Origin of the sequence: Kaistia sp. 32K, from assembly GCF_016629525.1 — a bacterium.
Lineage (GTDB): Bacteria > Pseudomonadota > Alphaproteobacteria > Rhizobiales > Kaistiaceae > Kaistia.
On the sequence record NZ_AP024269.1, the window covers coordinates 88,689 to 107,973 of the forward strand.

A 19,285-nucleotide genomic window follows, 5' to 3' on the forward strand; every position below is an offset into this window, starting at 1 on the left:
CTTCGCCGGGCACCTCAGGATGATGGTCGAGCTTTGGGAATGCCGTCCGGGAGAGTGGCCTCGATGTACAGACCTCTGGTCCAGACCCTCATCGGAACGCGTAACGCCGCGCCGCGCGAGCCGGCAGGGCAAGCCGCCAGCCGCCGTCGATCGCCTGCGCCCCGCCGTCGATCGCCGTCACGCCGGGCAGAGACCCGTCGAAGCCGATCGTGGCGGCCAGCGCGCGGGGCGTGTCGAAGCCGATGTCGAGCCTCGCGGGCTGGTCCGATTTGTTGATCACGACGACATGCACGCCCGGCCAGTCGGCCGCCGTCGCCGCATAGGCGACGAGGCCGGGCGAGCCCGTGATCGCGACGTCGAGCGAGCGATCGCCGAAGCGTCGGCCCGTCGCGTCCTTGTCGCGATAGAGCCGGTAGGCGTCGCCGAGCCTGCCGTCGAGGCTGCCCCAATGGCTGGCGAAGACGATGTCGTGCCGGCCGAAGCGGCCGAGGACGTCGGCGAGCGCGAGGCCGGAAGCGACCTGGCCGGCGCCGCCATAGTTGAACTCGGTGACGGCGATCTGCGTGCCGGGGAAGTTTTCGGCGGCGATCGCCTCGAGGCTCGGCAGCAGCGGCAGCCCGGGCTCACCGCCCTCCGGCAGCGCCTCCGTCACCCAGCTGTCCTCGCGAAACCCCGGCTCGGTCAGCGAGCGCGGCGCGTCGAGGAGCGCCTGCGCCAAAGCGGGATCTTCGGTGCGGAACAGGTCGCCCTTGCGGCTGTAGGGATACCAGTGCACGTCGAGCGCATCGAGCAGGCGGATGCCGTCCTGCTCCGAAGCGCGGCGAAACGCGTCGAGATAGGCGGCGAGGAAGCTGCCATGGGCGCGATAGTGGTCCCAGTCCGGCGCGTCGTGGAAATTCGCCATCTCCGACGCGCCCCAGCTCACCGGGCCGAACACGCGCGCCGCCGGATCGATCCGCTTGATTGCCCTAGCTGCGGTGAGCGATTTTTCGAGCAAGGCGCGGATCGTCGGCTTCGAGGTGACGACGCGCGGATGCGTCTCGGCCCAGAGGCCGGGCTCGTTGTCGAGCGCATAGGCGGGGATGCCGCGCTCGCTGTCCGCGCCGCCGAAGCGCTCGACGAGGCGGGCGAGACACTGCGGGATGTCGGCAACAGTGGGGTCGATCGGGTCGCTCGCGCTTCGGCCGCCCTCCCACCGCACCGGCACGAAGCGCGGTGACGGCGCGCTTTCCTCCGGGCCGACCGGGCCGTCGAAATCGGCAGCGACATATCCTGCGAGCGGCACGGTGACGAGGCTCTGCGCGCCCATCGCCAGCGACGTCTCGTGCATCGTTTCGATCAGCAGCGCCGGCCGGCTCCATTCCGATTTCGGCAGGCCGAGCACGTCGAGCAGGAACGAACCGTTGGCCTGGTGGTAGTCCTTGCCGGAATTGGCGGCGTTGTTGACCCAGTTGTAGGTCGTCATCAGATTGCCGCCGAGCCGGCGCGCCGTGACCCCGGCGGCCCGGTCGAGTTCGGCGGAGGGCGCGCCGCCATCCATGGTGCCGATCTCGTTCGAGCCGTAGATCAGCGGGTGGATCGGGCGCTGCCTGCCGCCATCGGCGACGCGAAGCGTCCAACGTCCTTCCGATTGCGCCCGGGCCGGCAGGGCGCCGGCTAGACCTGCGGCGAACCCGCCCGCGAGCACGGCGCGCCGTGTCGGCGGGACCGGCGACCCGGTGTTCACGAGACCAGTCCCGAGCCGTAGAGGGCGGGGCGGGAGCGCGCCCAAAGCACCTTGCCGAGCCCGCCATGCAGCTTGACGCGCGCCTTCTCGGCCCGGACCGGATGGAACGGTCGCAGGGCGATCACGAGGATACCGTGCAGGACGATCTGGATCATCCCGGCGCTCATCCAGAAGGCGATGCGGGACCATTCGACCGGTCGCGTCTTCCAGTGCGTCAGGACGCGGATCTGGCCGGAGAGGAATTTCCGCTTGCGCACATAGGCCCAACTCAGCCGCCGCTCCGGCACCCATTCCGTCACGGTGCCCCGCGCCGACCAGGCGAAGCGCTTGCCCTCGTCGGCGAGCCGCTTCAGCAGCAGCGTATCCTCGCCGCCGATCTCGTTCATGCTGGTGTCAAAGGGAACCTTCACCGCGAAACAGGCCTCGCGCTCGAACATCGAATTGTTGGTGCCGAGATAGGGCGCGAGGTCGGTGACGTCCTCCCCGTCGAGGCGGTCGAACCGGCGGGAGAAATAGGGCGCCAGCGGCCCGATCGCCCGGTCACCCTCGGCTTTTGCGAGGACCGGGCCGAACACGGCCTGCGCGCCGCTCGTCCGCGCCGTTTCGAGGTGACGACCGAGCCAGTTCGTCGACGCCTCCTCGTCATCGTCGAGAAAGGCGATCCAGCGGCTCGCGGACGCGGCGACGCCAGCATTGCGGGCATTGGCGACGCCGGGCACGGGGGCGGCTATGTAGCGGACGGGATGCGCGGCGTCGCGCGCCATCGCCTCGACCAGGTCACGCGCATTGCCGTCGCGCGAATTGTCGACGACGAGGATCTCGAAGGCGAACGGTCCCGATTGCGCGAGCGCACTGGCGATGGCGCGCTGCAAGGCCTGCGGGCGGTTCAAAGTGGGAATGACGATGGAAACGCTATCCACTCGTAACGTCTCCTGTCGACGGGAAGGATCGCCAGGAACGTCGGAATGCGAACCATAAGGCGACTGAATTTCGCTTGGCCGCCGATCCTACGAATCTATGCTAGGAAGGCAAGCGAGCAGGGCGGGTTCGACCAAACGGTCGCATCGCCGCGACGGCGCGTCCTGCCGCGGTTTCAGCCGGCGCGCGCCCATGGGCTCGCCGCCTTCCCTCGACGGAGCCCGAGCGCATGAGCGATGCCCCGATGCCCGCGCCGCTCCGCGCCCCGGCCGGCGCGTCGCCGCGCGGGTCTTGGCGCAGCGAGGCCGGGCTGTCGGGCCTCCTGCATGCCGTCCTTTTTGCCGGCTTCATGGTCTATACCTTCGTCGGCACGCGGCCCTTCGCCGATGCCTCGGTCGCCGAGCGGCTCGAGGGCAATCCGCTCGATCGCGTCGTGGCGCTCGGGCTGGTGCTGCTGGCGCTGGCAGCCCTCGTCGTGCATCACCGCGCCGCGGCGAGGCTCTTCCTCGCCAATATCCCGCTGATCGCGCTGACCGGCTTCTGTCTCCTGAGCACGCTCTGGTCGGACTATCCGGGGCTGACGCTGCGGCGGGCGATCCTGCTCGTGTTTCTGACGACGATCGCCGCCGGCATCGCGGTGGGCTTGCGCGATCTCCGCCGCTTCCATAGCTGGTGGTTCGTCGGCCTCACCGGCGTGATGCTGGTCAATCTCGTCGGCACCGCGCTCTGGCCCGGCATCGCCGTCACCGATATCGGCGTGCGCGGCCTCTATACGCAGAAGAACGTCGCCGGCCTGGTGGCGATGATCACCGTGCTCTGCGGCGCGACCTGGATTTTTGGCGCACGCGGGGCGCGGCCCGTGCTGTTCGGGCTCCTGATGTTGCTGCCGGCCGTGCTCTTCCTGGTGCTCACCCGCAGCAAGACCTCGATCGGCCTGACGGGCCTGGCACTCGCTGTCCTCGTCGCCGTCGCGCTTGCCGAGCGCTGGGGCACGCGCTTCGTGCTGCTGATGATCGGGCTCGGCCTCGCCGCGCTCGCCACTCTACTCGGCCTGTTCGCGGCCTATGATTTCGAGCTCGACGCCCTGCTCAACGCCACGCTCGGCGACGCCTCCTTCACCGGCCGTGACGAGCTCTGGGCCTTCGCGCTGCGGTCGGCCGAGGAGCGCTTCTGGCTCGGGCACGGCTATGGCGCGTTCTGGGATGTCGGGCTGGCGGCGGATCCGCTGCAGCGGCTGGAGCCCGGAACCTGGCTCGGCGACGTCGAGATCGGCACCATCAACCAGGCGCATAACGGCTACCTGGAGCTCTGGCTGCATGTCGGCCTGCCGGCGACCCTCCTCGCGACATGGATCGTCGCCCGCGGCGTCGTCTCCGGCGCCGCGCAGGCGCTTGCCGGGCCGCTCGGCCGCCCCTCGCGCGCCGCCATCGGCTTCATGGCGCTGCTGCTCCTGATCACGCTCCTGCACAACCTGACCGAGGCGACGCTGTTCATGCGCGGCACGGTGCTCTCGAATGTCGTCGTGCTCTTCCTCTTTCTCCTCTCGCGCAGCCGGACGCTGGAGGACCCCGAGGTGGCCGGACGTCGCGCGTTGGGTTAGGAAAGCGGCAGAACCGGCGGGGGCAGGGCATTTGGACATTTCGACGAAGGCGGACGGCGCGATCGATCTCGCGATCGTCATCTGCACCTATCGGCGCGAAAAGCTGCTCGCCCGCGCGCTCGACAGCATCCGCAGGCAGGCGATTCCCCTCGGTGCGACGCTCTCCGTCGTCGTTGCCGACAACAGCGACGACGGCTCGGCCGCTTCTGTCGTCGCGGCGGCTCAAGCCGCGAGCCCGTTCGCGATCCGCTATGTCGAGGCCCATCCCGCCAACATCTCCGTGGCGCGCAACGCCGGCATCCGGGCGACCGACGCGCCCTTCATCGCCTTCATCGACGACGACGAGGAACTGGCGCCGGGCTGGTTCGAGGCCGTGGTGGAAGGGCTGAAGACCCATCCGCATGACGTTTTCTTCGGCGGCGTCGATCCCGTCTTCGCGGCGCCGGAGCGGGTGACGCCGGCGATCCGCACGCTCTTCTCGCGCCAGATCGAGGCGCCACCCGGCCAGGACGTGGTGGCGCTCGGCCGGCGGAGCGAGCGCGTGCTGACGGTTGCGACCTGCAATTCGATCTTCCGCCGCGCCACGACCTTGACCGACGCCGATCCGTTCAATCCGCGCTTCGGCCATGCCGGCGGCGAGGATCTCGATCTCTTCTGCCGGCTGCAGGCGCGCGGCCGCCGCTTCGGCTGGCTGCCGGCGGCGCGGGTTTCCGAGATCGTCCCGGCCGATCGTTGCGATCCCGCCTATCTCCGCCGCCGCTTCTTCGCCGGCGGGCAGGTCTATGCCGAGGCCGTCGCCGGCAACAGCCGGTGGCCGGTCGCGACCCGCTGGTGGCTGCGTGCGAAGGCGCTGGCGCAACTCGGCCTGCTGGCGCTCCGCTATCCGGGCGTTCGCCGGCTGGGCGGCGCGGCCGAGGCCGATTTCGGCTATCGCTGGGCCGGCGTGCGCGGCAAGCTTTCGCTCGGCAGCCTCTATCCCGTCTATCGCGAGGCGGATTCTGTAAGGCGCGACGCTTCCTGATCCTGCTCTCTGGCCAGCGCCGCCACCTGCTCGAAGATGGCGCGGCGCTTGTCCATCGAGGTGTCGATGGTCGACTGGATCAGGCAGGTGACATGCTCCGGCCGGAGCGCGCGGATGAAGGCGCCCTCATCCTCGGCGCCGGCGAATTCGTCGCCCCAGCGCGAATGGCAGAGGGTGAAATCCTCCGCCATCAGCCCGGCCGCCTCGAGCCCGAGCACCTGGTCGGCATAGACTCCGTAGAGCACATATTCGGCGAAATGCGGCGTGCGGGCGAGGACGATGCGCCAGTCGCGGCCGGCGATCGCCTCGATCCGCCCGATCATCGAGCGGATGACGGAGCGCCGCCAGACGACGAAGGGGTTGATGTATTCGGCGCCATAGTAGCGGCTTGGCGGCAGGCCGAGCAGCTTGCCGGCCGTCTCCTGCCAGACCCGGTGCGTCTCCAGCTCGACCCGCTCCGGATTGCGATAGATCCGCACCTTGCCGTCGCGGGCGAGGTGTTCGAGTTTCAGCGGGCGGATGAAGACGTTGTCGCTGTCGACATGGGCGACGATCTCGGCCGGCGCGTTCGCCGTCGCGGCGATCTTCATGATCTGCTGCGCGATCCAGCCGCGCACCAGCGGGCTGTAGGGCGTCACATACATGTTGCGGCGGGGGAGACGCAGCCGGCGGCGCCATTCCGGGCCGGGTAGCGGCAGCTTCAGGAACCAGCGCGGCAGCAGGTCCTCCTGGGCGGCGACGATACGGCGGTCGGAGGCGAGATCGGCGAAGAGTGGGATGTCGGCGCGCGGCACATAGAGAATGTGCGGGATCGTCTCGGGCACGAAACGGTCGATGCTCTCGCAGAGCATGCGGCAGACGTCGAGATCGCCTCGGAACGAGCAGGTGATCAGCGCGGCTTCGGGAGCGGCGGTCATGTCGCCCAGTCCATCGGCCGGATCGGCGCGAAGCGCGATTTGACGAGCACGGGGCGATCGAAGCGCTCGGGATATTGCAGCATCTCGGTCACTTCCGTCACATGCACGGCGAAATCCTCGTCGAGCCGTGACGGGCGACCGTCCCGGATCGCCTCCGCCAGCTCCGCCGGCCCGCGTAAAAAATCCATGGTCGGCTTGCCGCGTCCGCCCTTGAACGGCACCGGCCGCGCCATCGGCAGGCGCTTGCCGAGGCCGCCGCCGAGGCGGCGCTCGATCAGCCGCGCGATCCGCCCTTCGCCGGGACGGCGCAGGATGACCGGCGAGGCATAGTCCCACGGCTCCTTGATCTCGATCGTGCCGGTCTCGCCGATGATCCGCATGCGGTGGTCATAAGGCGCGACGATCGAATTGGTGAGGCGGGCGACGACGCCGCTCTCGAACTCGATGCAGCCGACGGAAAAATCCGGCGCCGGATGGGCGAGCGGCGGCGTCGTGTCCTTGTCGGGGACGAGCAGCGCCGCGAACGAGGTCACCCGCGTCGCCGGGCCGAACAGGGCGGCGAAGACGGTCAGCGCATAGCCTGCATGCTCATAGGTGCAGCCGGTCTCGAACTCGCCGCGGCCCGGCCATGGCTTGCCGCTGCGGCTCCGCCAATCGCCATAATTGGCGCGGTGGATCATGCCGTCGTCGAGCTCGGCATAGGCGAGCAGCACCTTGCCGATCCGGCCTTCGCGGATCGCGGCCCAGGCGGTCTGCACGCTCTCGCCGAGCAGGTTGCACGGCGCCGAGGCGAGGCGGACGCCGCCGGCCCGCGCCCGGTCGCGCAGCGCCGCCGCCTCGGTCGCCGTCATGGCGAGCGGCTTTTCCGAATAGACATGCTTGCCGGCGGCGATCGCGGCCTCGGTGACGGCGGCGTGGCTTTCGGGATCGGTCAGGTTGAGGACGATCGATACGGATGGATCCGCCAGCAGCTCGTCCAGCGAGGCATAGGCGCGGTCGCCCCAGGTCGCCCGGTAGGCGGCGAGGCGCTCGGGGTCGCGGTCATAGGCGCCGGCGAGCCGCAGCGTGCCTTGATGCAGCGGCAGGCATTGCCGGTAGGCGTCGGCGACATAGCCGCATCCGACGATGGCGATGCCCGTCTCCGTCGTCGTCGCCATGCCGCCCCCGTCTCCCTCGCGCTCCGGTCGCGCCGCCGGGGCGCGCCGCGACCATAGCCGCAGGATCTTAACGCGGGCTGACCCGTCAGCCCTGCTTGGCCTGCAGCAGCAGCCAGCCGGGGCCGGCGCATTCGAAGGCGGTCTCGGCCGGGCCGGGAATGCCGTCCGTGAGCTTCAGCGCGGCGACGCGGGAGGAATCCCAGCCGGCGACGAGCAGATGGTCGCCATGCACCAGCAGATGCTGCGGCCAGAACACGGTCGAATCGAGCTCCGAGACGAGCACCGGCTTCGCGCCAGAGACGTCGAAGGTTGCGATCGTGTCGTTGCCGCGATTGGCGAAATAGACGAAGCAGCCATCGGCCGAGCGCTGGATGTCGCCGGGATAATTGCGGCGGTGGCGAGTGCGGGCGGGGCCCGGCCGCGTCGTGCTCGGAACGCTCTGCCAGGCGCCTTCCGGCGCGCCGAGATGGCCGACGAGCAAATTGGAGCCGAGCTCGCCGGAGACGGCGAGGCGGCCGTCGTTGAGCACCACGGCATGGCGCGGGCCGCAGCCGGCGGGGAGCTTTGTCACCCGCGTCTGCGTCAGGGCGGCGGCGCCCGGCTTCGAGAGGTCGAGGCTGAATTCGCGGATCGAATCGTCGCCGAGATCGATGATGACGAGCGTCTCGCCGATGAAGAACGCCTGATGCGGATGGGCGTCGTCCTGCCGGTCGATCTCCGGCCCGCCGCCCGAGAGCTTTACAAGTGCAACCTCGCCGTCGAAGCCGCCATCCGAACCGAGCCGCTGCAGGCCGAGCGTCGAAGTGGTGTAGTTGGTGAAGACGAGGAGTTTGCCCGACGGGTCGACGACGAGGTGGCAGGGCTCGGCGCCGCCGCTCTTCTTCTCGCCGATGGTCTCGGCCTTGTCGCCCGTGATCCGCCAGGCGTGGATCTCGCCGTCCATGCCGGCGCGCGACGTGCCGTAGATGACCGGCAGCGTCGGATGCCAGGCAAGCGCGGAAAGCTGCTCGGCGCGCCCCAGCGTCTCGCCGACCCACGCGCCGTCCTTCTGCACCCAGCGGGTCAGGCCGTGCAGTTCGAAGACACCGCGCGAGGCGACGAACAGCGCCTCGCCGCTGGCGAGCTTGTAGTCGGACATGTTTGGTCTCCCCCGATCGAATGTCTGCTTTGGCCGAAGCCTAGATCAAATCTCTGAGCCCAGAAACCGGGCGCTGTTCTTCACCTCTCCCATAGGGAGAGGTCGACGGCCGCAGGCCGGCGGGTGAGGGGTTCAGACCCATCCGGAGAGGCCTCAACCCCTCACCCGGAGCTTCGCTCCGACCTCTCCCTATGGGAGAGGGGATCGGCTGCGCTCCAGCGCTGGTCCCCGCTACTCCGACGAGCCCGGCCCGAAACCTTCCCAGGTCTCGGCTACCGCACCGTCCTTGAGGACGGCGGCGCGGCGGAGCATGGCGAAGGCCATGCAGACATGGTTGGGGACGATCTCCAGCCGCGTGCCGACCGGCAGCGGCGTCGGCTCGCCCGCGCCGTGCCAGCGCAGCCAGCCATGCTCTTCCGACATCTTCTCGATCACCCAGCCGGGCGCGTTCACGATCAGCCCCATGCCGGGATATTCGTCGCGGTGGGCTGCGGCGGGCACCAGATCGGTCGAGAGCGACTTCGAACCGGCGTCGATGCAGGCGCGGTCGGGATCGGGATGGCTGACGACCGTGCCGATGACGCGCACCGCGACCGTGTCGAGCGTCGCATTGCCGAGCGCGACCTGGCCGACATCGTTGAAGGCGTAGATGCCGGGACGGATCTGGGTGACGCCTGGCACATGGGCGACGGCGCGGGCCGAGGCCGAGGCGCCGAGCGAGACGATCGGCAGCCGAATGCCCTCGGCGCGGATCGCCTCGGCGACGGCGACCATCGCCTCGCCGGCGGCGACGGCGCGCGCCTCGAGGTCGGCGCGGTCCTTGGCGCCGTAGGTGCTGCCTTCATGCGTGTAGATGCCGACCAGCTCGACGCCCGCCGCCGCGTGAATCGCCTTGGCGACGGCAGGCGCCTTGGCCGGCGAGACGCCCTCGCGGCCGAGGCCGGAATCGATCGCCAGCATCATGCGTGCGGTTTCGCCCGCCGCCGCGAAGACGGCGCCGATGCTCGCGGCGGCGTCGACGCTGTCGGTCGCGAACAGCGTGTCGGCGCGGCGGGAGAGCGCCAGCGCGCGGGCGCCGTTCTCGGCGCCGAAGATCGGGTTGGCGACGAAGAGGCGCTCGATGCCGGCATCGGCGAAGGCCTCGGCCTCGCCCAGCTTGGCGACACAGAGCCCATGCGCGCCGCGCGCGATCTGGCGGCGGCCGGCCTCGGCCATGCGGTGGGTCTTGGCATGCGGGAATAGCTCGACCCCGGCGGAGCGGGCGATCGCGGCCATCTCGTCGAGATTGCGGTCGAGTATGTCGCGGTCGAGCACGAGGCCGGGGGTGGCGACCGGGATGTCGGTCCAGGCGGAGGCGGCGGGAGCGGAGGGGGCGGACATGTTCTGTACCTGTGGAGTTTCGATCAGGACGGCATGCGGATGACGCGGCCGGCGCGGCTGCCAGTCATGACGCCGTTTTCCAGCGCCAGCTCGCCGTTCACCATCACGTGGAAGATGCCGGAGGCCGCCTGGCGCGGCACTTCGTAGGTGGCGTGGGCCTTGACCGTCATGTGGTCGAAGACGACGAGATCGGCCTTGGCGCCCTCGACGATGCGGCCGCGATCGCGCTGGCGCAGCCGGTTCGCCGCCGTGCTGGTCATGTGGCGGACGCATTCGGCGAGGGTCAGGACCTTTTCCTCGCGCACATAGGTTTCCAGCATGCGCGGGAACGTGCCCCAGGAGCGCGGGTGCGGCCGGTCGCCGACGAGAATGCCGTCGCTGCCGACCGTGTGCTCGTCGCGCTGCATCAGCGCGCGCACATGTTCTTCATGGCCGATGAAGAAGACGCAAGGCGCGCTGCGTTCGGTGGCGACGAGGATGTCGAGCGCGAACTCGGCCGGCTTCTTGCCGGCCTTGGCGGCGGCGGTGGCGAGATCGCTCTCCATCACCCATTCGAGCTCGGGCGCGCCGGGCGTGCCGACGACATGCACGGTCGACCAGTTGACGGTCAGGCCCTGGTGGCCGTCCGAGCCGGTGACATCCAGCGCCTCGATGATCCTGGCGCGATCTTCCGGCGAGCGCAGCCGCGCCATCTGCTCCTCGCCGGTGCCGGCGAGCGCCCAGCTCGGCAATTGCGAGAGGAGCGTCGTCATGCCGGCGAGATAGGGGTAGCTGTCGAAGGTCAGGTCGACGCCGTCGGCGATGGCGTCGTCGAGCATCTTCAGAAGCTCCGGCAGCTTGCCGCGATTGCACTCGAAGGAGAGATGCGTGTGGGCGAGATGCAGCGCGACGCCGGAGCGGCGGGCGATCTCGAAGCATTCGCGGTAGCCGCCGAGCGCGTCGAGGCCGTAGTTGCGGTGATGCGGGCAGTAGAAGCCGCCATATTCGGCGACGATCTCGCAGAGCGCGACCAACTCGTCGGTGTCGGAATACATCGCCGGGACGTAGGTGAGGCCGGTCGAGAGGCCGACGCCCCCTTCCTCGAGCGCGGTGCGCAGCAGCGCCTTCATCTGCTCCAGCTCGTCCGGCGTGGCGAGGCGGGGGGCGTTGCCCATCACCAGCATGCGCAGATTGCCGTGCGGCACCAGATAGGCGGTGTTCACGGCGGTGTTGCCGTCGAGCCGCTTCAGATATTCGGCGACCGAGCGCCAGTTCCAGTCGAAGCCGGGCGGGTCGTCGTTCCAGCCCTTGAGCTGGGCGCGGAGCTCGGCCAGCGTCGCCTCGTCGATCGGCGCGTAGCTCAGGCCGTCCTGGCCGAGCACCTCGGTCGTCACCCCTTGCGTGATCTTCGAGGTGTGGTCCGGCTGGACCAGCACCTGCAGGTCGGAATGGGTGTGCATGTCGATGAAGCCGGGGGCGATAATCAGCCCGTCGATGGCGATCGTGCGGTCGGCTTCGAGCGTCTCGCTGCCGTCAGTGATCCGGACGATGCGATCGCCTTGAACCAGCACGTCGCCGCGCACGGGATCGGAACCGAGGCCGTCGACGATGATGCCGCCGGAAAACAGCGTGGTCTCAGTAGTCATTCTGTGGGGATCCGTATCTTCTGTCCGGTGCGGGCGCTCTCGTAGATGGCGTCCGTGACGGCGACCACATGGGCCGCGAGCTGTGCCGTAAGTCCCGTGGGCGCGGGGGAACCTTGCGCGCAGGCGATCAGTGCCTTGGTCGGGGCGCCGGAATCATAGAGGCCGGAGGCGTCCGCCTCGCCGAACTCCACGACGTCGCCATTCGCCCGCACCAGGCGGACGTGGTCGGCGACGGAATCGAGCCATGTCTGGCCCTTCGATCCATAGAGCGCCATGTGCCATTGCGGCCGCGCCAGGTAGGGATGGGTCGAGGCGCTGCTGATCGCCGCCGAACCGCCGCCGGCGAACTCGGCGTTGACGGTCGCGTGCAGGTCGATCTCGTGGCCGGCCGGATAGGTGCTGGCGGAAAGCGCCACGATCGGCTCGCCGGCCAGCCATTCGATCAGGCCGAGCTGGTGCGACATCGAGACGGCGGCCGAGCCGCCGCCGGAGATCTTGCGGTCGGTATAGGTCGAGGCGTCGGAATTGCCGGCGCCGCCCCAGCCGCCATCGGTGCCGCCCATCAGCAGGGCCCGCGTGTTGACGGCGAGATGCATGGTCATCTGCTCGACCGCGCCGATCTCGCCGGCGTCGATCAGCTTCTTCGACAGCGCGAAGCAGGGCGCGGCCGGCCAGCCGAAGCCGACGAGCAGCACGCGGCCGACGCGCGTTGCCGTATCGCGCATGCGCCGCGCGGCGCCGGCCTCGAGCGCGAAAGGCTTCTCGACCAGCACATGCGCGCCGGCTTCGAGAGCTGATATCACCTGCTCCTCATGCGCCACCGGCGGGCTGGAGACGACGACGATGTCGGGCTTCTCCTTGAGCACGTCGTGCCAGTCGGTGAAGGCGAGCGGCACGTCGAATTCGGCGGCAAGAGTCTTTGCCGTCTCGCCATTCGGGCTCGACAGGGCGACGATCTCGACGTCGGGATCGGCGGCGAGCGTCGGCAGATGGCTCGACTGCGACCAGGCGCCGGCGCTGATGACGCCTGCGCGGATGGGCTTCGTCATTTCACGGCTCCGGCGGTCAGCGCGCCGACGACGTGGCGCTGGAAGATGACGACCAGCACGACGGGCGGGATCATCGACATTACGGTGGCGGCGGCGAGCGAGTTCCAGTTGAACTGCTGCACCGACTGGAAGCCGGCCAGAAGCGGCGGCACGGTCAGCTGGTTGGTGAGCACCAGCGAATAGAAGAACTCGCTCCAGGACTCGAGGAAGATCAGCACGCCGGCGGCGACGAGGCCGGGGCGGGCGATCGGCACGATGATGATCCAGAGCGTCTGGAGCCGCGAGGCGCCGTCGATCTTGGCCGCCTCCTCGATCTCGCGCGGCATCTGATCGAAGTAGTTCTTCAGGATCATGATCGCGAGCGGCAGCGTGAAGACGTTGTAGCTGATGATCAGCGCCCAGGGCGTGTTCAGGATGCCGACGACGCGGAAGGCGACGAAGAACGGGCCGATGATGGCGATCGCCGGCACGACGCGCGAGACGATGATCGAGAGCTCGAACAGGCGCGAGCCGGAGAACGGATAGCGCGACAGGCCATAGGCGGCGATGCCGGCGATGACGAGGTTGAGCACCACCAGCACCGACGAGACGAAGAAGCTCTGGCCGATCGCCGGCAGCAGACGCGAGCCCATGTCGGTGCTGCCGAAGCCGGTCGAGCCGGTCGCGCCGGTCAACACCGACAGGTAGTTGTCGAAGGTGATGCTGGACGGCACCATCGGGAACGGCTTCACGCCGAGCTGCGACGGGGTGATCAGGCTGGAGACGACCAGGTACCAGACCGGCAGCAGGATCCAGACGGCGAAGATTGCGACGCAGAGATAGAGGATGACCGTCGCGGTGGTGCTGCGCTGGAGGCCGGCGGCGGTGGCGGCCTTGCCGCGCCGGCGCGGCGCGCGGGAGAGGGCGATGTCGCTCATGCCGGTTGCCTTTCCGCACGATAGAGCAGCTTGACGGTGAGGAGCCCGCCGGCGAGCGCGACGAAGCCGAGGATGACCGCGAGCGCCGAGCCGAGGCCGATCTGGGTGACGCCGAAGAGCTGGCGATAGATCAGGATCGACAGCACCTGCGTCGCGTCGCCGGGACCGCCCTGGGTCATGGCGAAGATCACGTCGAACTGCAGGAAGGCGTAGATGACGTTGAGCACCGTGACGGTGACCAGCGCGGGCTTGAGCCAGGGCAGGGTGATGTTGCGGAAGCGCTGAAAGACGCCGGCGCCGTCGAGCGAGGCGGCCTCGTTCAGATCGTCGGGGAGCGTCTGCAGGCCGGCGAGCAGCAGGATGCCGGCGAAGCTCGCCTGCCGCCACACCGCCGCGACGATGGTGATGACGAGCGCGGAGTTCGGATCGGCGAGGAAGTCGTAATATTCGGTGGTGGCGCCGAGCATCAGGAGCACGGCGTTGAGGCCGCCGACGCTGCCGTCGGCGAACCACTTCCACAGGATGCCGATGACGAGCCAGGGCGTCGCCCACGGAATGATCAGCAGCGCCCGGGCGAGGCCGCGGCCGATGAAGCGCTGGTTCAGCAGCAGCGCGATCGCGAGCCCGATCAGCGTCGAGAACACGACGAAGCCGAGCGAGAAGACGAAGGTGACCCAGGCCGAGCGCCAGAACACCTGGCTGCCGAGCACGATGGTGTAGTTCTCCAGCCCGACGAACGGGCCGAGGCTGCGGCCGTTGGCCGGCACGTCGTGCAGGCTGTAGAGGACGGTGAGGACGGTCGGCACCAGCAGCAGCGCGGCGAGGATGATCCCGGCCGGCGCCGTCAGCTTCAAACCGAACAGCCTGTCGCCGCGCGTCAGGGCGCCGCTGGAAATGGGGGAGGCCGCCAAGGTCGCTTCCTTCGGGCAATATCAGGGGATTTTGACGGGGGCGGGAGCGGGCCTGCCGGCCGATCCCGTCCTCCGTTCCGCGTTTCGGTTCCCCTCCCGCCGGGGCGAGAGGGGAGGCGCGGAAGCCTTAGAGGCTGCGGCCCTTCTGGGCGGAGTTGGCCGCCGCGGTCAGGTCCTCGACCGTCTTCTTCGGCGTCGCCTGGCCGAGCAGTAGGGCGTGCACGACGTCGCCGACCTTGGCCTGGAAGTCCGGATACCAGGGGAGCGTGCGGGCCGGCACGACCTTGGAGCCGGTCTCGAAGGTCTTCGAGATCATCGGCAGGTCGAAATAGTCCGGGAAGGCGGCGATGACGTCCGGATCGGTGAAGAAGCCCGGATAGGGCGCGGCGAGGCCGGCGGCCTTGGCCCACTGGTTGAAGACGGTGAACTTGCCGGCCGAATCCTTCCAGCCATAGAACTTCATCAGGTCCCAGGCGGCGTTGCGGCGTTCCTCGTCGGCGATCTGGCCGAGCTGCAGCACTTCGCCGATCTGGAAGGTGTGGTTGGAACCACCGATCGGGCCCTGCATGACATTGGCCGATTCCGGGCCGTTCAGGCTGCGGATCGACGACAGGAAATAGTGGTGCAGCACGAAGAAGGCGGCGTCGCCCTGCGCCATCTGGTTCGACAGCTTGCCCGGATCGTCGTTCAGCACCGACTTCGGCGCCAGGCCGTCCTGGTACATGGTCTGCCACCACTCGAAGACGCCCTCGGTCTTCGGATCGTCGGCGAAGACGGGCTTGCCGGCGGCGTCGAACGCGGTGATGCCCTCGTTCAGCAGGTAGGTGTGCAGGTATTCCTCGCAGAATTCCTTCACCCAGTAGGCGACATAGGGGTTCTCGACGATCTTCTTGTCCTTGAGGATCTTCGAGGCGTCGTGGATTTCCTTCAGCGTCTGCGGCGCGGCGGCGATGCCGGCTTCCTTCAGCATCCGGTCGTTGTAGTGCATCATGTGCACGGCGGAGAAATAGGGCGCGCTGATGATGTCGCCGGCCGCGTTGACATAGGCGGGCCTGGCGCTCTCGTACATGTCGGCGACCATGTCGTCGACGCCGGGAAGGCCGTTCAGCTTGGCGGCCCAGCCCTGGTCGACGAATTTCTGCGAGTTGTAGGCGAAGTTGTAGAAGAGATCGATCGCGTCGCCGCCGCGCAGGCGCGTCTGCAGCGCCGGCGAGAAGCCGAGATTGGGGATGACGGCGACGTTGACGGCCGGATTGCCCTTGGCTGTCCATTCGCCGACGAGCTTCTTGATGGTATCGGGCTGGAAGTCCCAGGCCAGCATGTCGAGCGAGCCGGAAAAGGCCGCCTCGGCGCGTCCGGCGAGGCCGGGGGCCAGGATCGCCGCCAGCGCCGTGGCGCCGCCGGCCTTCAGAAAGGCGCGCCGGTCGAGCCCGCCTGCCGCTGCATTCTTGGATTTCATACTAAACCCCTTCCCGTGGATGGTGTTGAACCCGCTTGGACAATTGTCGGGGTTCGGGCATTGGCCCTCACCGCCGTCGTCCCTGGTCCCGCAGGCGTGTCATCCGCCTTTCGGGACCCGGTCGTTCGTGATCCGGAGCTGATCGTGGCCGCGTTGCCGGCGCCCTGAAGCGCCGCCGTGGCTCGCAATGAATGGTTGTTCCCGCTCCTCGAATTCCGCTGGTCGGCCGGTCGCCGGAGGGCCCCTCTGCCCTTATCCGTCAACCCTGCTGGCCGTCGATCCGGCCCGTCATGACGTGGTGTAACACGCCATGGCAGCCGCTATCAAATATCAACGTATATTATTGCTCATGAAATAAACCTCGCGCCTTTCAGACGAAGGTTTTCAGCACTTCCTCCGCCGTCTCCAGCGTGCGGTCGATCTCCGCCTCGGTATGGGCGGCGCTGATGTGGTTGCGCTTCAAGGGCACCGGCAGCATGAAGATGCCGCGCTGGACCATGCCGGCCCGGAAGGCGACGTCGCGGGCGTTGTCGTTGGCGAGCAGGTCCTCGTAGCGGTCGATCGCGCCGGTCATGAAATAGGGCGTGAAGACGGAGCCGTAGCCGGCAACCTGCATGGGGATGCCGAGCCGGTCGGCGATTTCCTGCAGCCCCGTTCGCACGCGCTCGCCGAGCCGGAAGGTGCGCTCGTGCACGGTGCCGTCCTCCAGCGCCGCGATGGTGGCGAGGGCTGCCGCCGTGCCGACCGGGTGGCCGTTATAGGTGCCGCCGACGAACACCTTGCCGCCCGGCGCGGTGTTGTATTGCAGCATGAGATCGCGCTTTCCCGCCACGATGGCGCAGGGGTAACCGTTGGCGATCGCCTTCGCCATGGTGGTCAGGTCCGGCGTCACGCCGAGCTTCGCCTGATAGCCGCCGAGGCCGTGGCGGAAGCCGGTGATCACCTCGTCGAAGACCAGCACGATGCCATGCGCGTCGCAGAGACGGCGAAGTCCTCTAACGAATTCCAGCGTCGGCAGCACGCAGCCGATATTGTGCGGGATCGCCTCGAGGAAGATGGCGGCGATTTCGCCGGGATTGGCGGCGATCGCCTGTTCGACGGCGTCGAGGTCGTTGAAACGGACGACGATGGTGTTGTCGATGGCGTTGGCGAGCTGGCCGGCCGAGCCCGGATCCTTGTGGCCGATCTTGTCGGCCGGGCTCGCGATGTTCATCAGCAGGTAGTCGTGCCAGCCGTGGAAGGTGCCCTGGAACTTGATCAGCTTCTGCCTTCCGGTGATGCCGCGCGCCAGCCGTACCGCCATGTAGGTCGCTTCCGAACCGGTCGAAAACGTCAGCGCCATCTCGGCCGAGGGGACGTGTTCGACCACCTTTTCGGCCAGCCGCACCTCGGCCTCTGTGATGCCGAGGCCGACCATGTCGATGCCCTTCAGCGCCTCGGCGACGGCTGCGTTGACGCCGGGATCGTTGTGGCCAAGCACGATCGGCCCGAAGGCGGCGTGGTAGTCGAGATAGGTCCTGCCGTCGACGTCGCGGATATAGGCGCCTTCGGCCCATTCCCAGGCGGTCGGCACGGCGAGGCGGCGGCTGGCGGAGTTGACGCCGCCGGGGATCACCGCGGTGGCGCGTTCGGTCAGTCGGGTCGTCTTCGTATCGAGCATCGGATCGCCGATCTTCTTCAGGAGAGGTTGAGCAGCGCGAGGCTGTCGCGATGGATGATCTGTTCGATCTTGTCCTCCGGTACGCGCGGGAACTTCGTGCCCTCGACGATCGCGTTGACGGTCCGGAGGCCGTGGATGGTCTCGGCAGGCGTTGTGATCGGGTAGTCGGAGGCGAACAGCAGCTTGTCGAGCACGTTCCACTCGGTTGCCTTGATCAGGCTGTCGTAGAAGCTGTAGGGCCGGTAGAAGAGGCCGGAGAGGTCGGCATAGACGTTGGGGTGCTTGCGCACGACCACCGCCGTATCGACCGTCCAGGGATGGCCGAGATGGGCCATGATGATCTTCAGGTCCGGATAGCGCGCCGCGATCTCGTCGATGACGAGCGGGTGGGCGTAGCGGATCGGCGCCATGCGGACGGGCGACGTGCCCATGTGCAGCAGGATCGGCAGGCCCTTCCTCTCCGCCTCGCGGAAGACGGCGAGGGCGCGGCTCTCGAACGGGTCGAAGTTCTGGTAGTTGGCGCCGAGCTTGATGCCCCTGAGGCCGAGGTCGCCGACGCCGCGCTCCAGCTCCTCCAGGCAGCGCGGATCATGCGGATGCACCGACATGAAGCCGATCAGCCGGTCGGGATGGGCGCGGACGAAGGCCGAGGTGGCGTCGTTGACGCCGACGGCGACATCGCCCGGCTCGTTGGCGCCGTTGACGCTGCCGGTCGGCTCGTTCGGCTGCCAGGCGATGCCGAAGACGATCGACTTGTCGGCCGGCTGCTGCGCTTCCAGGAATTCTTCCCAGTTGTAGACGGATTCGACCGCGCGATCGGGCCGCCATTTCGGATTGGTCCGGCGCAGCTCGGCGGGAATCGCGCCGCGAAACTGCGGCGTGTGCGAGTGGACGTCGATGATCATGTCTTCTCTCCCTGGAAGCCCAGATCGCGCGAGATCCAATCGGCGCAGGCTTTGACGAGCGGAATGAGGGTGGCGAAGGTGTCGGCGTGGACCCGCGTGGTCGGGCCCGAGATGCTGACGCCGGCGATCGCCTTGCCGGAGTGATCGCGGATCGGCGCGGCGATGCAGCAGAGCCCTTCCTCGATCTCCTCGACATCGGTGGCGAAGCCGTTTTCCCGGATCCGGCTCAGCTGCTCGGCGAGCGCCGCGCGGTCGGTGATCGTGTGCGGGGTGCGCGGCTCCAGCGTCATGCCGGCGATAAGCGTCTGCTGCGCCGCGTCGTCCTGGAAGGCGAGCAGCGCCTTGCCGACGCCGCTGCAATGGAGCGGATCGCGGAAGCCGACGAAGGACGACATGCGCACCGAGCGGGTGCTGTCGATCTTGTCGATGCAGAGCGCGCTCGCCTGGCTCAGCACGGCGAGATGCACCGTCTCGCCGCTCTCGGCCATCAGCTGCTCGATATGGCGGCGCGCCACGCGGCGGATGTCGAGATCGCCGAGCGCGCGGGCGCCGACGACGAGCGCCAGCGTGCCGAGCCGATAGGTCTGCGTGCGGGGATCGCGATCGACGAACTGGCGCGCCGTCAGCGTCGCCAGCACGCGGAAGACGGTGCTCTTCGGCAGGTCGGTCGCCTCGGTGATCTGGTCGACGGTGAGCGCGCCGTTCTGGCCGGCAACGCACTCGATGATGTCGAGGGCCCGGTCGACGGAGCGGATAGCATAACGATCTTCAGATGAAGAATTCATCTAATGAATTCCTGATTTATTCAGTAAATTAGACTAGGAGCGACGAAAAAGCGTGTCAAGCCGCGACGGCATGTGTCGCGGCGCGGACGGCGTTGCGTTGTGTTGCGACGTCAGCGA

At 68.3% G+C, this 19,285-nt stretch carries 16 protein-coding genes; 2 read left to right on the forward strand and 14 right to left on the reverse strand.

The window, feature by feature from the left end:
* Window positions 1-88: 88 nt before the first annotated feature.
* Together K32_RS00375 and K32_RS00380 are read right to left on the reverse strand one after the other, a co-directional pair.
* Window positions 89-1,726: a glycoside hydrolase family 44 protein gene (locus K32_RS00375; RefSeq protein ID WP_201402125.1), complete on the reverse strand. Its 1,638-nt coding sequence runs from the start codon at window positions 1,724-1,726 to the stop codon at window positions 89-91.
* Window positions 1,723-2,646 carry a glycosyltransferase family 2 protein gene (locus K32_RS00380; protein ID WP_201402126.1) on the reverse strand — a complete coding sequence of 308 codons (924 nt, stop codon included), beginning with the start codon at window positions 2,644-2,646 and terminating at the stop codon, window positions 1,723-1,725. Before K32_RS00380 ends, K32_RS00375 begins: the two co-directional genes overlap by 4 nt.
* 227 nt (window positions 2,647-2,873) lie before the next feature.
* Between K32_RS00380 and K32_RS00385 the strand changes: the two genes are divergently transcribed.
* A complete protein-coding gene (locus tag K32_RS00385; protein ID WP_201402127.1) occupies window positions 2,874-4,244 on the forward strand; it encodes an O-antigen ligase in 1,371 nt (456 codons plus the stop codon).
* Window positions 4,245-4,275: 31 nt separating this feature from the next.
* Window positions 4,276-5,265: a glycosyltransferase family 2 protein gene (locus K32_RS00390; protein ID WP_244669756.1), complete on the forward strand. Its 990-nt coding sequence runs from the start codon at window positions 4,276-4,278 to the stop codon at window positions 5,263-5,265.
* On the opposite strand, the gene K32_RS00395 is transcribed toward K32_RS00390, so the two are convergent.
* The 12 genes from K32_RS00395 to K32_RS00450 form a co-directional block, all read right to left on the reverse strand.
* Entirely contained in the window at window positions 5,226-6,182 is a 957-nt protein-coding gene (locus tag K32_RS00395) for a DUF6492 family protein (protein ID WP_201402129.1), read from the reverse strand. The genes K32_RS00390 and K32_RS00395 overlap by 40 nt on opposite strands.
* Window positions 6,179-7,339 (reverse strand): Gfo/Idh/MocA family protein, encoded by a 1,161-nt coding sequence (locus tag K32_RS00400; protein WP_201402130.1) that lies wholly within the window; start codon window positions 7,337-7,339, stop codon window positions 6,179-6,181. Before K32_RS00400 ends, K32_RS00395 begins: the two co-directional genes overlap by 4 nt.
* 85 nt (window positions 7,340-7,424) lie before the next feature.
* Window positions 7,425-8,477, reverse strand: a complete 1,053-nt coding sequence (locus tag K32_RS00405; RefSeq protein WP_201402131.1) for a beta-propeller fold lactonase family protein — start codon at window positions 8,475-8,477, stop codon at window positions 7,425-7,427.
* Window positions 8,478-8,708: 231 nt separating this feature from the next.
* Window positions 8,709-9,857, reverse strand: a complete 1,149-nt coding sequence (locus K32_RS00410; protein WP_201402132.1) for an alanine racemase — start codon at window positions 9,855-9,857, stop codon at window positions 8,709-8,711.
* A 23-nt stretch (window positions 9,858-9,880) separates the two neighbouring features.
* A complete protein-coding gene (locus K32_RS00415) occupies window positions 9,881-11,482 on the reverse strand; it encodes an amidohydrolase family protein (RefSeq protein ID WP_201402133.1) in 1,602 nt (533 codons plus the stop codon).
* The gene (locus K32_RS00420; protein ID WP_201402134.1) at window positions 11,479-12,531 is read right to left on the reverse strand and encodes a Gfo/Idh/MocA family protein; all 1,053 of its coding nucleotides are present in this window, start codon (window positions 12,529-12,531) and stop codon (window positions 11,479-11,481) included. The genes K32_RS00415 and K32_RS00420 overlap by 4 nt, the downstream gene beginning before the upstream one ends.
* Window positions 12,528-13,448 carry a carbohydrate ABC transporter permease gene (locus K32_RS00425; protein ID WP_201402135.1) on the reverse strand — a complete coding sequence of 307 codons (921 nt, stop codon included), beginning with the start codon at window positions 13,446-13,448 and terminating at the stop codon, window positions 12,528-12,530. The genes K32_RS00420 and K32_RS00425 overlap by 4 nt, the downstream gene beginning before the upstream one ends.
* The gene (locus K32_RS00430) at window positions 13,445-14,359 is read right to left on the reverse strand and encodes a carbohydrate ABC transporter permease (protein WP_244669757.1); all 915 of its coding nucleotides are present in this window, start codon (window positions 14,357-14,359) and stop codon (window positions 13,445-13,447) included. Before K32_RS00430 ends, K32_RS00425 begins: the two co-directional genes overlap by 4 nt.
* A gap of 127 nt (window positions 14,360-14,486) precedes the next feature.
* Window positions 14,487-15,818, reverse strand: a complete 1,332-nt coding sequence (locus K32_RS00435; protein WP_201402136.1) for an ABC transporter substrate-binding protein — start codon at window positions 15,816-15,818, stop codon at window positions 14,487-14,489.
* Window positions 15,819-16,188: 370 nt separating this feature from the next.
* The gene (locus tag K32_RS00440; RefSeq protein WP_201402137.1) at window positions 16,189-17,478 is read right to left on the reverse strand and encodes an aspartate aminotransferase family protein; all 1,290 of its coding nucleotides are present in this window, start codon (window positions 17,476-17,478) and stop codon (window positions 16,189-16,191) included.
* Window positions 17,479-17,495: 17 nt separating this feature from the next.
* On the reverse strand, window positions 17,496-18,383 hold the full coding sequence (locus K32_RS00445) for an amidohydrolase family protein (protein WP_201402138.1): 888 nt from the start codon (window positions 18,381-18,383) through the stop codon (window positions 17,496-17,498).
* Window positions 18,380-19,168, reverse strand: a complete 789-nt coding sequence (locus tag K32_RS00450; RefSeq protein ID WP_201402139.1) for an IclR family transcriptional regulator — start codon at window positions 19,166-19,168, stop codon at window positions 18,380-18,382. The genes K32_RS00445 and K32_RS00450 overlap by 4 nt, the downstream gene beginning before the upstream one ends.
* Window positions 19,169-19,285 lie beyond the last annotated feature (117 nt).